We start from the raw sequence: 14,239 nt of genomic DNA on the forward strand, positions 1-14,239 counted from the left end.
AGCTAAGGCTTGTGTGAAAGTTTTATTTTGGTCGCCGTCTTTGCTAAGAGGGCGTAATCGGTATTTCTTATGGTCATTAGTAAGCGACCTAGAACATTTCTGCCTCTTCCTTCGCATTCTCCCCAAAAAGTATCGTTCCAATCGTTTCCTTCTATTAAATACTTGTCTCCTGTATTTTTTAAACGGTCGTAGAGTGTTTTTTGTGAAAATTTTTGTATCAATAAATCAGTCATGATATCAATTTTTACATTGTCCCAGTCTTTCCTTACGTAACCAAGTATGCGTAGTTGGTTAGCGGCAACTTTAGAGGTTCCAGCGGTTAGGGATGGATCTGTAAAGAGCGTAGGTAATGATGCATGTGAAATAGAGGTGTTTCTTTTTTGTAGATGATGATTGATATGTTCAATATGCTCATCAGATACTGATTCCAGCACTCCATCTTCAAATTTCATTGCTTGGTAAGCGTGTTCTACTGAGCTGAAATGTTCCTTTCTATAAAACACCTCAACCTCATGAAAGTTAGATAGAAAAGTCTTCCGAAAACTACGGATAGTATCACTGTCTTTTAGTTTATCTAACATAGCTTCAGTCCGATTATTAATTAGATCAATATAGACGGCTCCGACTAATGATTTGGGAACACTGTTAAAGTATCGTGACTTTATGCATCTGATCATTTTTTTCTTTTCAAACAGTTCTCTTAAGTCTGTTTTTGGATATCTAGATTTTGATACAGGTAATATATTTACCGAATATTTATAGCACTCCGTCGTTGCTATATTTGGTCTATTATTATCATTTTTTGCAATAAAACTCCTAATAACATCAGCCTCAGCAATCGCAACCTCAATATTATTTGGTTTTTGAAGTAATATCGCTTTATTTACCATTTCTACTGTTGTGCCGGTCGAGCTATTGTCATCGATGATAACTACGTTTTTATCTTTGAAACTCTTAACATGGTGTTTTGTAAACCTTGATAAGTCTTTCGGTTTTGCACTCTGGTTATCAAAATCGTGTTTTATTGAATGAAGTGAAACAGGAAATAGAAGAACGTTACAGAGCCTACGGCTGATTAAGCGTTGCGCTGTAGCATGCGCAAATGATAATTCAGTCGATCCTGCAGGTAACCCCACAATTGTGTCAGGCGGAGTTTCACAATTCAAAGCATATCTAATAGCTGCAGAGGAAATTACAAGAGGATGAGCAGCTTCTGGCCTTGTAATATGTCTTGAAGAAAAAGTACCTTTTTCATACTCTGAAAGAATGTGGTGAAGTAGTTTATCAAATGTCCCAGTGCGTTCAGATATAGCACGAAAGCCGTCATTAGATAACTGTTGTGCCTTGCAAATTAACCCATAGAAAAAATCTACTGCAGCTTGAGCTATAATTTGACCTTCTTTTCTTAAAGCCTGGTAAGTCAAATTTTCAAACTTGTATTTTCCAACTTTCTCCTCATACAAGAAACTATTGTAGAGTGTTAAAATAGCGTTCTTTATATAGTCAGCAATTGCAATCTGGAATTTGTGAGAATTTGTATTCTTTATAGCGTCCAAGCCGTCATAAAAATCTTCTTTGAAGGTATCCAGCTTTTGTCGTAGTTCAAATGTAGGGTTAGCAGAAATAGTGTAACGTACACCTCTTAAATGATACTTTCCCCTGAAATAGACTGCCCGACGAGACTTTTTGAAATAGTCGGGTGTAGTATTTGTAAACTCTTCGTTACTTGAAATAACGGAGCCATCTAAGGAGAAAAAGCCTTTTGTTAATACCGCCCCCAATTGTCTGGAAAATATCGTATTTGCATATTGCTCAGTGTTGTTTCGTGCGCTTGCAACTTGTTTTCTAATGTGATCAAAATCAAAGCATGGGTCGTCCGTATTTAATAAGCTTTTGTCTGCTGAGTAGAGATGATTAGTAGAAGTTTTTTTCATGCGCTTTTCGTAGAGGTGGTTGGGATTTTAAAAGAGAAAACAAGTTGTTTAAGATATACTGAAGTAGATATTTTTAAAAGTACAATTCTATTACAGAGAGTGTTTTTGCAATGCCTCTGCTTAAAAGAATATCTTTTTGCAAGGAGTATCAGTAATTCACTTTCTCTATCCAAGCTAAGCGGTCCTTAGTTTTCGCTGGGTCCGCATATAAGCCATAAGTAATGCCAAGCTTTTTGTTGTTGTTCCGCTCGTGCCCAAGGATATCCGCAGCTATGCCTTCCGGGCAGCCTGCGCGTTCCAGTTTTCCTGCGACCGTTGCGCGGAACGAGTGAAAGTCGCAAACTCTATTTGATGTCCCTACGATATCAAGCTTTTGCCTTAGGCGGTTAAACCGTTTGCCAATATTTTTACTTCGGGAATGTCCTTCAATTCGCTCACCATTCACGTTCAGCGCGCTCCAGGTGAGATTGTCGAGCAGGTATTCATTCTTTGATGTTTCCATCAGTTTCCGGACGAGCGGTTCAATCGCGCTCACAATTGGCAGATGGCGAATGCCTGCCTGAGTTTTGGACACATCGACGAGCATCGTCATTGTTTCCAAGTCCACATGCTCTTTCTTGATCCGGGAAATTTCCTCAATTCGGGCACCTGTATACATTCCCAGAATGGTGAGGTGTTTGAGGATCGGATCTCGTTCAGGGATATGTTGAAGAAGTTTTTCTACTTCTTCATTTGTAAATTCACGATGAGGTTTTTCGGTGTTTTTCTCTTTGTTTGGGGATTTAGGAAGCTCTACCAACGCAAATGGATTATCCATTTTCTCAACAAGGCCACGCTTGATTGCCCAGGCGAAGAATTGCCGAAGTGCCGTACGCCATCTTTTAATTGTGGCCGGCGATTTATTTTCCTCGATGATCGGTTTCACCAGGAAATTTGACGCGTCCTTGAGAGTAACTTCCTCCATGACAGGATTGAGAGCGGCAAAGTCATTTAAGGTTGCCAGATAGGCTTGCATGGTTTTTGGCGCTAGATCTTGGTGCTCTTGCACAAACTGATCTTTAAGCGACAGAATTTCGGTCGCTTGATTATGCGCTTGTTTATAGAGGGTTTGGGCTTTTGCTGCGGCTATACTGGTTGGACGGTGTGGGGGATTAACGGCGTCCACCATATCAAGCAGAGCCTCTTGAGCCGCCCTATAATCTTCATCATTAGCAGCTGTCTTAAGAGCTGTTCTGATTTTAGGTAGTTGGGGGGTATGCACTGTTCCATTCTCAAGTTCTTGAAACTGCTTCTTGAAGCTGGCGGCTAGCAGTAAAGCTTTTGGACGTGCGACTTCCTCACTGTCAGTTCTTAGAGCCTTGGTGATCTCTTTCTTGCCATCATAGTAACTTTGAAATTCGCTCGGGATCGAGATCGTGAAATAGAATTTCTTTCCTCGAAGCTTCAGATAATTCGCCATTTTCGCCCTAAAACCGTACAAAAAACCGTACAAAAACCAGTACATATTTTGTATATAATCCGAAAAATAATAATTAAAACAAATGACTATGAAGAAATGGGGAGGAATCCCACCTTCACCGCCATTAATTACAGTTCTCTGTAAGGCGTTGAAAAATAAACAAAAATCAAAACGCCAATTTTTCAAGTTTTCCCAAAACCGTACACTTCAATCTAGGTATTGGCTATTACCCAGCTATGTAACTTCTAGTAAATATACTCCTTTTATTTTATTTGTGGCTATGGCCAAAAACTGAATAATGTTTTAGACGGCATGACACTTAATTAATTAACAAAGTTAATTGGACCAAATGTTGTCAGTTATATCGAGTTTTCACAGTGAGTTTTCGGTGTTTCATTTCTGACTTCATGTTAAACTTTTTAGAAAATTGTTAGGTAGAAAAGATCTTGCAATTAGTATTACTGCCGGGAATGGATGGTACAGGAAACCTTTTCCCAAAATCGCTTGCGGGGATACCCGATGTTAAAATAAGCATCTTGGAACTCCCCAAAGAAGGGGGGCAGTCATATGAAGATTTGGCAGCCAAGATTATCGAACAATTACCGAAACAGAAATTTGTTCTCCTTGCAGAGTCGTTTTCTGGCCCCTTAGCTGCGCTCATCGCGTCACATAAATCCAATCGGATTTCAGGAGTAATATTTGTAGCGACTTTCCTGACTTCACCGGGCCGTATTAGGCTCAGCTTTGCATCAAAACTTCCTTTAAAGGCATTTCTAGGAGTTCCTTTTTTGCAAAGGATATGCAGGTGGTTACTTTTCGGAAGTAATACTGACCAAGAGTTATTCAAACAATTTTTAGCTACAATAGATAGGATGCCTCAAGAGCTCTTGGTAAAGAGACTGAAAGCTATGCAATCAATACCGGTCTTCGATGAGAAACTTAATATCCCAGCCCTTTATTTGAGAGCCACTGGTGATAAGTTGGTTCCGGCTACCAAATGCGAGGAGTTTCTTGATTTGTTTCCGCAAGTCAAATTGGACAACATATCTGGACCGCATTTTTTATTGCAGGTAAATCCAGACCAATGCAGAGATCGAATAGTCGAATTTATCGAAAGACTGTAAATTCGTGGTTCAATTTATTGATTTGGCTTCCAATTAATCAGGATTGGTCCCGCAATTGCCAAAGTTAATCCGATGAGGAACAGTTTGGAAAGTTCTTCATCTAACAAAATGGCTCCAAACGCACTCGCTGCGACCGGGGCTAGAGGTACGTAAATAGCTGCTTTTGAAGGGCTGAGCTGTTGTAATCCCCAGTTAAATAGAAAAAGGCTCAACGCGGCGGCAGGACCTGCGAGATACAGGATCCAAATCCAGATTTCGATTGAGAAGTTTTGCGTAACGGAAGGAAAACCCTCCGCAAAAGAAAAGAGAAGAATAAAGGCAGAACCAGCGCTCATTCCAATAATCGTTGAATAAACGATTGAGTGGACTTTGAATAAGCCAGATGAAAAGGCGTTGTAAGTTGCCCCGCAGCAGACGGCCAAGAAGAAGAGGATTTCCCCGCTCCAGCTATGGGAGCCAGTCTGGTCCTGAAACGCCTTTTCGCCAATCGCTAGTGATACGCCGATGATTGAGAGGGTGGCTGCAAACAGGTTGATGGGGGTTAATCTATCTCGTCCAACCATTGACGCTATGACCATCGTCATGATGGGAATAAGTGAGAAGATGACCGCACCACGAGAAGCAGGGATCTCTTCCAGTGCAGTATTTACAAATAGATGGAAAAATCCAAACTGTATTATTCCCAGCCCGATGAGAACAAAGATAATTTTAAGGGGTGGAATAGGGCGCCTGACAAAGAATAGCAAAGGAAATAGCATTAGAACCGCGAGGCCATATCTCAAGAACCCCAAAGTAGCGGGGGTTGAATGCTGATCCATGATGATCCGGATTGCAACAAATGACATTCCCAGCATTATAGATGCACCACTCAAGGCTAAATGCGGAAAAGTTGCAGCAAAAGGTGGGTTCTTATTCAAGCTTCTGTCCATGGCCATTTGGTAGGTTTCTTGAACCTAGCAAACTTCCTCAGTTGTTGTGATGAATATATTTTGAACCTGCCTCGCTAGAACCGTTAGTGCAACAGACTGATCGTCGATGCTTCGTCGTTTCTTTGCTTACAATCGGACCGGAGTTTCAAGTCGCAATCGAAGAACTTTTTTAGCTGTTCAGCGTGTTTTTTTAACTTCCATGCCGTGAAATTGCTAAGGGCGTAAAGCGTTCTGGTTTGGTTTTAATGATATATCCCCTTTGATCGACAAATGTACTCAGATGGGGAAATCCGTTGGAGCCTAAACTTTTTCTTTTCGTGTTTATGGGTTGCCAATTCTTGTCAAGGTCCAGCGCGGCCTGAATTTTCTCCACATCAGAGGCATTCATATTTTCTGTCTCGGTTGCCTCTATGACCTCCTGCTTCCAATCCTCATCCATCCCTAAGAATATTATGCAAATTTTGGGGTAGTAGATGCGAGTATTTTTGTTGCGGTTCGCTTTATCAAGTTGTGAAGTGTATTTATATCGTCGGCAGCTGAGAGGTCATTTTGTTCCAATTCAGTTGCGATTGAGAGGAGGTCATAATATCCGCGTAGTTGTTTTTTATCATCTGGAAGAAGTGGGTTTTCCTGTAAAACCAAGCCAGCATTGTGAATACTTGCTTCTGTTTTCAGGAAAAATGTGGGGAGATCATCACCCGCCATCTCAAGGCACATTTTTAGTTTGAAGCCAACTTCATCTATCTGCGGGTGTTTATTTTCGCGCTGCTTCAAACCTTCCCTGCAGATATCAATCATGCTTTGGTTTTTATCGGAGTTCTCGTCAGCCCCGGGGAAATATTTTTCTTTTCCTAGCGGAGCATAGGAATTGGCGAAGACAATGATGTTTTTGACTTCGCGCTCTAACAAAGATACCAAGCCTAAATTATCTTCATGGCCACCATCTCCATGTGTCCATTCTTTCTCATACATTTCTCCGTCTTTTGCAGACCACCCCAACTGTTTCGGAACGACCTTATTGGTTGGAACATAATGTTCAGGAAATCCCATATTGGAAAACAGCAGGTTAAGTAAAGGTATTGAAATGATCGTTTCAACAGGCGCAGCCCCTGAGATTGCAGCAACGTTGGAAAGTGAAAAATTAAGCCGCGAACGATCTGTCAGGTTTCCGATAATTGGGTCGCGAAGAGTAAGGGTTTTAATCTTGTCATCTCCATCAACCGCATCTGTAATATAGTCATATCCGTAGGACTCAACAAATCCACCCCCCAATGGAATTTTTGCGGTATTTTTTTGATTAGGACCAACCTTCCAGGGAACACCCGTATATAGCGGTGTCATTTCCAGCAGAAATTTTTCTTTTGGCTTCGGATTAATACGCTTTACTAACACTGTACCTCCGACAATTAAATAAGGACGCTTGCGCTCCACATAATGAATTTCCGTGTTTGAAAAACGCGCATTATTTTCTCGAATTCTGTCGCGGTCTTTACTGCGCCATGTAAACAAACTGTCAGGATCCCCGACACTGGTTCGGCCCAGCCCGAAGGATTTCAGATAAATTTTTGAGAGTGCCTCCGAATAGGCTTCATCCATACGAAGCCCGACAAGTGCCGCCAGATAGTTAGCTGTAATCGCGGCGTCTTCCATCGCCCCTAACATTGAACCTTCGTGAAATTCTGGCGATAAAATCCCCTCAATCATAGACGGCAATCTTTTCGCTACAACTTTGGGGTCATGGAACCGGCCCAAGAACACGTCCTCATTATAGGTTCGTTTTAAATATGTATACGGGATAGAGGTCCAGGAACCGCCGGAGATAGCAGAAATATATCTGACCTTATCAATCCACTCCAAATGGTGCAGAGCTCTCAATTGCCCGAGTGCAGCAGGTGCGGCTCGGTTGCCGCCTCCCTGAAAAGCAACACCGAAGGACGGCCTGTTTCTGATCTGTGGATCCTGTAGTTCAGGATAGCCCGTTTTCTCCTGCGGGGTTGGCCAATACCGGGCGTTAAATTTTTCTGGTGTACTGCAGGCCGATAAAATGATTAGCCCCAATAACAGGCCAAGATATCTGAAGGATCTTTGGTGAAATGAAAAAAACATCTTCTTGCTTATCCTGTTATTGGTCTGGTTTCGGGAAAAACGGGTCAAACGATTTGAAAATTGGAATAGGGCGCAATGTGACATCAGGATCATTATCCAAAAATTTTTGAAACCAGCGCAGGACACGATCCAATCGCTCGTAAAAGGGGATATCCAAAGTGGGATTTGTGGGGTCAAGAACGCCTGTCATTGTGTCCCAATGGACTGGAATAACCCATTTGGCATTGCTGGCAAGCACAGTATTGTTCCAGTATTGTTGCGCTTTCTCCTCACTGGAAAATCCTAAAGCGCCAATTCCTAAAAATATGGTATCTGCTTCAAAACGTTTATCCCGAAACTCATCGGTAATTTTACCTGCCGTTGGCACGATTAAAATGGAGCCCTGTCGCAGTTTTAAATGGGCGGCGACACTAAGCCCTTCTTTCATTTGGCTGATTTTTGTAGGAAAGGTCCAGTCTGGATCATAAGAAGCGTTTTCAAGAAGTTTAGAGGCAATGTTCTCTGAATGATTAACTTTTTTCAATGTCACGCTGATTGACTGGTAATCAAAAGCATATTCGGATGACTTTCCATCCAGAAACCTATGCTCAATATGTTGGCAAATCTCCGGAAAAAATCGTTTTGTTCGATCCGCTATTTGAGAGAGAACTGGCCCCCCAATCAATGTTGCACCTGTCAGACAAGCGATTAGTGGGCTATCAAGTGCGTGATCAAAATGACCATGCATTGAAAAAACAGCATCAAGATGACTTTTGTTTGGTTTGTCAGCAGTGCATTTCGCGTTCAGCTTAATGTTCAATGCGCATAAGGTAGCTTCAATCTGTACAGGGTTTGGCGCAATCGGTTGGACCATAATATTGTCGGGCCGGCTTATATAACCATCAATCATAATTGACGTATCACCATCATTGACTAGAAAGCTTGAAACTCCCAGAAAATGAACCGAGGCGCCTTCATATGGTGGCTTGATTTCAGGGGTTGCATAGGATGGGTCTTCCCAAAATTCACGGAAATCACCACTGCAACTGGTCAAAAATATCAACAAGACTGCAGAGAATAGTAATTCCGTCGGCCATGTATTCCGCAGCCTCATAACCATGTTGTGCAAACCTTTTCAACTTTGCTTTGAGTGCAAGTTCGTATTTATAGAAGTATCAGTCTAATTAAGTTTAACTAAAATTACGATGACGTCCATTAGTTAAGCTGCAAAAAAGAGAGAAAAACTGACTGTTTCGTTTAGATAAAAGAGTTTGTAGCCGCTCAGATTCTCTAGAATGTTAGTGTGACATTTATTGAAACCGTATTTTTGCGTCAGGGGAAGTGTAGCGGACTGCAGCATCACAAATATGGCGAGAATTTAGCTGCAGAGCCTAGCTTGTTTCTCTGAACTAATTTCGTTAAAGTTGAGTGAAGTTGCCGAAAGGCCTATTTTTAAAAGTCATTCATCTTTAAAAAAGCGAAAAATAATATGAAGAAAGCCCTCTTAGCGATTTCCCTCTTGTTAATTCTTGCCAGTTGCAAAACTGCTCATCAAAGAGAATCCGCTGCTGTACATCAAGATATGCGTACCATTCACAACGCTTTTGAATATGAGGACTATGCGTTAGTCAAGAGAACGGCCACTCTTTATGCTGATCGTGGAACCAGGTTTGTCTTTGCTCATTACTTTCTAGGACGCTTATATCTCGAAGGGTTAGGTGTAAAGCAAGATACCGCTAGAGGCCTTGAGTATTTGGAAACAGCTTCAGACAAAGGTCAAATGCATGCTGACTATTATTTAGGTATGTATTACCTGTTTTCGGATGAAAAAGATCGAGACTACGTAAAAGCCGTGAGCATTTGGAGCAAGTGCTAGCAAATAAGAGCAGCAAATGGTTCAAATATAATGACCAAATTCGCCATCCAACGATGTTCCTTATCGGGTATATTTACGAAAATGGATTAGGATTAGAGGGCAAGGATCAAAAAACAGCATTTGAATGGTACCTGCGTGCAGCGAATAGTGGATATTCATTCGCACAGTATAAAATTGGTGAGGCATACTATTTTGGTCACGTGTATGAAGTGAATCATACTTTTGCAGAGAGTTGGCTAAAACTGGCTGCGGATAAAGAGGTTGCTGACGCCATGCTGCTGCTTGCCGAAATGTATAACGCTGGCCATGGTGAAGAAGCTGATAAGGCATTAGCTGAAAGCTATATCGAAAGAGCTAGAATGTCGAAAAATAAGATTTCAACAATTCTTCGGTACCAAGGGGCTATAAGTAACGATTAGGATTAACAGGTAGATCGCACATAAAAGAAGCTTAGTGGCCATAGATTTTAACCTATCGGACAGTTTGCATCTGCAAAAATGTGAAGGGCTTCTTAAAGCATTAAGTCTGTAACCTTAGCTCTATTACTACTCTGAGTTAAAGGATTTAGGCTTGTTTACGAGTCTATTGGTGTGAATTTGATTGTTTTAAAACGTTCTAACATAGTGTTCATTTCACTCTGAGATGCAGGCCAAGTTGAAGGGGTATCGAAATCAAAATGTTGCCCACGCCATTCTTGGTATACCTTAAGCATTGTGGTTCCGATTTTTGCAAAATGATAAAGTCCGATTTGTCCTACATTGGGGCCATAATTTAGTTGTTTAGGGGCGTATGGTGTTGATTTGCAAACGATTGTTAGGGTGGTCTGTCCAGGCTGTGCAGGATGCCTAATGATTTTTGTGTTTTCTTTCCCGCAGGCCATTTCTTGGGCCTCTATGCTTTTTGAAACAAATATGTCTAAAGGAACGAGTGGCGTGGGGAATTTGAGTCCTGACACGGCATATAATTTGGTCCAAGCTTCGAAAGTTTCTTTTTCTGGAATTTGCTCAAACACAAATGAGGGACCAGATTGATTTCTGTAGTATCGGCTCTGTACAGGCTTGCCGCCAATTTCAAACCAGCTGGGTTCAGGAAAACTTACTACTGCGTCATATATCTTAATGATATGGTTTACTTTTTCGGCATTTGTTGCCACATTTTTATTGTTAGTTGTCGTGGTTGAAGCATGCTGTTGCTGACTGGTGGTATTGCATGAGCTCATTAATAAAATTGAACAAATTCCAAGTAAAATTCTACGAAAACCTTGCACCACCCACACTCCAATTTAGTGTTCCTTATCTTTTTCAACCACTATAGCTAATAGCGAATGGAAAACAAGTTTATAATAAATTTAATGGTGTGCTTCCGCTTGAATTGACTGTGGTTATAACTTACGAAGTTTTCGTTGTATTGAAGGAAATAATAACGAAATTATTTCTTTCAATTCAGACTGGATTTCAAGGACAAGATTGTAATTTGACAATAGTTAGAGGTTGAAACTGTGTGAATAGCCGATGAACGGCATTTTTTCGTAGGCCTAAAATTTGAAGACAGCGTTACGTAAAACCACTTTTGCTACTGGCTTGTTATTACGAATTTCACTTACCTATGGCTGTAGCTGCAGTGACGTGATAACACTTGCGCTGCGTTATGATAATCCTGTGTGAAAACGGGTTTGAAAAAATTAGAGTGGTGAGAAGAGTATGGGAAGTTTTGATTATTTTGAGGATGTTTCTTTATTAGAAGGTAAAGATGAGACCGAGGCCCTTAATTTGTTGAAAAGGCCAACTCTTTTTAAGGTTAACGGGCAGGATAACTCACGGGCTGTTCTGGTCTCCACATTAATTCATGGAAGCGAGCCTTGTGGTTTTCGGGCATTTCTCGAAGAAATTAATCGCGGTCGCAGCTATCCTTTCGATGTCTATTTCCTCGTTGGTAATGTCGCCGCGGCGAAAATTGCTCCGCAGTTTTCTCACCGAAATATTCCTGACGGCCGCAATTTTAATCGTATCTGGTGCGTTGATGCACCTGAGGGTGAGGAAGAGCTGTGTATTGCCGAGTTGGAGAAATTCATCTGCTCGCTACCTCTGATCGGTGTTCTGGATTTACATTCTTTCATGGCGAAAGGGGTAAGCCCACATAGTTTTGTTGTCTCAATTGATGATGAGACATTGGGGTATGCTAAAAAGTTTACGCCCTATGTTTTAAAAATTGAAGCAGGGATGGGTGCCCTGATTGAAGCGACGAGTAAGTTATGTCCTTCATTTGTTGTAGAGTGCGGGACCCACAATACTCCTGAGGCGGATGCATTTGCGGGCGAGGTGCTCGATAAGTTCTTTAAGGAATTTGGTGTTCTGGACGGGTCAGCAGGGGAGCCCCTGACACAGTATGTTTACGTCAATATGACGAATTTCAAAGTGGCACCTTCAAAAAGAGTTGTTTGGGCGGAGGAGGAAGATACCTCAGCAGACGCGACCTTACGCCCTGATTGCGAGAGCTTGAACTTGTCAAAGGTTGAAGCTGGTGAGTTTTGGGGATGGGCATCTTCTTTGGATTTCCTTAAGGCATGGAAAGGAAAGACCGCTGTCGATGTTGCTGACTATTTTTATATCGAAGATGGAAAGCTTTATCTCAAACACTCCTGCGTGCCAAATTTAATGAGCGCAAATGAGTTTATTGCAAAAGAAAGCGGCTTTTATTTATTTGAGAAAAAAGAAGCGTGAACGCAATTATAAAACACGCTTGGTCGTTTTTCTCTTTGGAGCACAAAAAACCCTCGCAAAAGCGAGGGTTTTTTAGTGTTGGTTTTGCTTTGCTATCTAGTTCAGGCATTCAGTCAGAATGATGTCGAAGATATGGCTCCTCAAAATTTACTGATAAGTGTATGGACGGCTACTAGTGACAGAAATTTTCTAATGTAGTAGTGTTTAATGAACTAATTATAGGTCGTTGAAAGCAGGCTGCCCGGATGGAGAAAACTCTGGAAGGTATTAGTGACAGCTCAATAATCAAAACAACTAGCTATCATGAAACATGTTCAAGGATTTGTAACGGATTGCTGATTGCGCTTTCTGTTTTAGCCGTTCCAGCATTAATTACATCCGTTTCACGAGTGAACGATTTAGGTTGGCAACCTGTAATGTCTGTTCATGTTGTTTCCGCATTTGTATTGTGGATTGTGACATTTTATCGTCGAAAATTAAGTTTTAACATCCGCGCGAGTATAGTCTGTGTGCTTATATATATGTCTGGGTTTGCTGGATTATATAGTCTGGGTCGCTTGTCCGCGGGGGAGGTCTGGTTCGTAATCTTTCCCACAGTTGTTACTGTTTTTTTCGGCCTCCGTTATGGCGTCATTGCAATATTTTTAACGGCCATTGGAGGAATATTAATCGCCTATTTGTATGTATCTGGCATAAAAGAAGTCCCGATAATTTCATCTGATTATCTTGCCAGCCCATTTGGGTGGTGGTCATTAATTTTCGGTATTCTGATTAGTACGAGCACGGCAACGGTCGCAATCGGGATGTTAAGTATTTCGTTGGTTCGCTCGATTAAAGAATCCGACCACCAATTAGTTGAAAATCAAAAAGAAATAAGCAGACGAAAGAGCCTTGAGGATGCGCTGCGTCAGAGTGAGGCAAGGATTAGAGCGCTTATTGAACACGCACCAGAAGCAATTACGCTGATTGATGCCAGCACCGGCCATTATGTTTATGTAAATCCAACTGCAGAAAAACTTCATGGTCTCTCCAAACAAGAGCTTGTGGGCAAAATGGGACCAGCTGCAATCAGCCCGAAGTATCAAGCAGACGGTCAGCTTTCAAAAGATATTGCTTTAAAATATCTGCAGAAAGCACTTGATGGAAATTGCCAAAGATTTGAATGGTTGCATGTGAAGCCCGATGGTACTGAGTTTCCATGTGAAGTGAGCCTTTCTCGTTTGCCAGATCCCAATCTTGATCTAATTCGTGCATGTATTATTGATATTACTGAACGAAAAAAAGCGGAGAACGACCGTGCGGTACTGGAAGCGGAACTGTTTCAGGCCCATAAGATGGAAACGGTTGGGCAACTGACAGCTGGTATGGCGCATGACTTTAATAATCTGCTTACCATAGTCTTGGGAAATGCGGAAATACTCCAGATGACTGTAGGCGAAGACAATAAGCAATTAAATACAATACTCAATAGAGTGGATTTGGGGGCAAAATCGGTTCAGCGTTTGCTTGCCTTTTCTAGGAAGCAAGAGCTTAAACCTTCAATTCTAGATGTAAATTCACTTCTTTCCGATGTCAAAGATGCAGTCGTAGAACAACTCCCCACTAATGTTGAATTTAAGATGAATTTGGATCCTGCGCTTTGGTCATGTGAGGTGGACTCAACACATCTGGAAAACGCCATTATTAATCTGGTCGTCAACGCAAAGGACGCCATGCCCGATGGTGGTATGCTAACAATTGAAACTACAAATGTTGACTTGAGGAAAGAGCATCTCGCTAAAAAATTTGGTTTGGGTTTGGGACAGTATATTGAAATAAGCGTAAATGATACGGGTACCGGAATGCCTGAGTCTATACAAAAAAAGGTACTTGAGCCATTCTTTACAACGAAAGAAGTAGGTGCAGGCACAGGCCTTGGGTTAAGTATGGTGTATGGCTTCACTCAACAGTCTGGTGGTAATACTGTTATTGAAAGTGAGCAGGGAATAGGGACAAGTATCAAGTTGCTACTTCCCAAGGGATAAAGAAACATCCGTCAGTGCTCACGCAACTGAAATATTTTAACTGTCAAAGAACTGTCTGTAAAATATTTGCTTCGGCACCGAGTTTGTT

General features: G+C 41.5%; 12 protein-coding genes. 5 read left to right on the forward strand and 7 right to left on the reverse strand.

Annotated features, from left to right (window positions below):
• Window positions 1-2 precede the first annotated feature (2 nt).
• Window positions 3-1,934: an NADAR domain-containing protein gene (locus JCM23214_RS22410; protein ID WP_025898774.1), complete on the reverse strand. Its 1,932-nt coding sequence runs from the start codon at window positions 1,932-1,934 to the stop codon at window positions 3-5.
• Window positions 1,935-2,082: 148 nt separating this feature from the next.
• On the reverse strand, window positions 2,083-3,393 hold the full coding sequence (locus JCM23214_RS09680) for a tyrosine-type recombinase/integrase (protein ID WP_159104332.1): 1,311 nt from the start codon (window positions 3,391-3,393) through the stop codon (window positions 2,083-2,085).
• A gap of 446 nt (window positions 3,394-3,839) precedes the next feature.
• Here JCM23214_RS09680 and JCM23214_RS09685 point away from each other — a divergent pair, with 446 nt between their 5' ends.
• Window positions 3,840-4,517 carry an alpha/beta fold hydrolase gene (locus JCM23214_RS09685; RefSeq protein ID WP_148301834.1) on the forward strand — a complete coding sequence of 226 codons (678 nt, stop codon included), beginning with the start codon at window positions 3,840-3,842 and terminating at the stop codon, window positions 4,515-4,517.
• Window positions 4,518-4,531: 14 nt separating this feature from the next.
• Here the strand turns inward: JCM23214_RS09685 and JCM23214_RS09690 are convergent, their stop codons facing one another.
• The 4 genes from JCM23214_RS09690 to JCM23214_RS09705 form a co-directional block, all read right to left on the reverse strand.
• Complete coding sequence (locus JCM23214_RS09690) at window positions 4,532-5,452, reverse strand: DMT family transporter (protein ID WP_025898777.1); 921 nt, start codon at window positions 5,450-5,452, stop codon at window positions 4,532-4,534.
• Between the two features lie 184 nt (window positions 5,453-5,636).
• On the reverse strand, window positions 5,637-5,885 hold the full coding sequence (locus tag JCM23214_RS20085; protein ID WP_037493226.1) for a hypothetical protein: 249 nt from the start codon (window positions 5,883-5,885) through the stop codon (window positions 5,637-5,639).
• A gap of 11 nt (window positions 5,886-5,896) precedes the next feature.
• Window positions 5,897-7,552, reverse strand: a complete 1,656-nt coding sequence (locus JCM23214_RS09700) for a hypothetical protein (RefSeq protein WP_025898779.1) — start codon at window positions 7,550-7,552, stop codon at window positions 5,897-5,899.
• Window positions 7,553-7,568: 16 nt separating this feature from the next.
• The gene (locus JCM23214_RS09705) at window positions 7,569-8,585 is read right to left on the reverse strand and encodes an MBL fold metallo-hydrolase (protein ID WP_148301835.1); all 1,017 of its coding nucleotides are present in this window, start codon (window positions 8,583-8,585) and stop codon (window positions 7,569-7,571) included.
• Window positions 8,586-9,020: 435 nt separating this feature from the next.
• On the opposite strand from JCM23214_RS09705, the gene JCM23214_RS09710 reads away from it, so the two are divergent.
• A complete protein-coding gene (locus tag JCM23214_RS09710; protein WP_025898781.1) occupies window positions 9,021-9,407 on the forward strand; it encodes a tetratricopeptide repeat protein in 387 nt (128 codons plus the stop codon).
• Window positions 9,401-9,826, forward strand: coding sequence for a tetratricopeptide repeat protein (locus tag JCM23214_RS09715; RefSeq protein ID WP_025898782.1), 426 nt, complete (start codon window positions 9,401-9,403; stop codon window positions 9,824-9,826). Before JCM23214_RS09710 ends, JCM23214_RS09715 begins: the two co-directional genes overlap by 7 nt.
• Before the next feature lie 155 nt (window positions 9,827-9,981).
• On the opposite strand, the gene JCM23214_RS09720 is transcribed toward JCM23214_RS09715, so the two are convergent.
• A complete protein-coding gene (locus tag JCM23214_RS09720) occupies window positions 9,982-10,674 on the reverse strand; it encodes a hypothetical protein (protein ID WP_148301836.1) in 693 nt (230 codons plus the stop codon).
• Between the two features lie 433 nt (window positions 10,675-11,107).
• Here JCM23214_RS09720 and JCM23214_RS09725 point away from each other — a divergent pair, with 433 nt between their 5' ends.
• Window positions 11,108-12,127: a M14 family metallopeptidase gene (locus tag JCM23214_RS09725; protein ID WP_025898784.1), complete on the forward strand. Its 1,020-nt coding sequence runs from the start codon at window positions 11,108-11,110 to the stop codon at window positions 12,125-12,127.
• A 245-nt stretch (window positions 12,128-12,372) separates the two neighbouring features.
• Window positions 12,373-14,151, forward strand: a complete 1,779-nt coding sequence (locus tag JCM23214_RS20090) for a two-component system sensor histidine kinase NtrB (RefSeq protein ID WP_025898785.1) — start codon at window positions 12,373-12,375, stop codon at window positions 14,149-14,151.
• The last annotated feature ends 88 nt before the right edge of the window (window positions 14,152-14,239 follow it).

Source organism: Sneathiella glossodoripedis JCM 23214 (assembly GCF_000616095.1).
Lineage (GTDB): Bacteria > Pseudomonadota > Alphaproteobacteria > Sneathiellales > Sneathiellaceae > Sneathiella > Sneathiella glossodoripedis.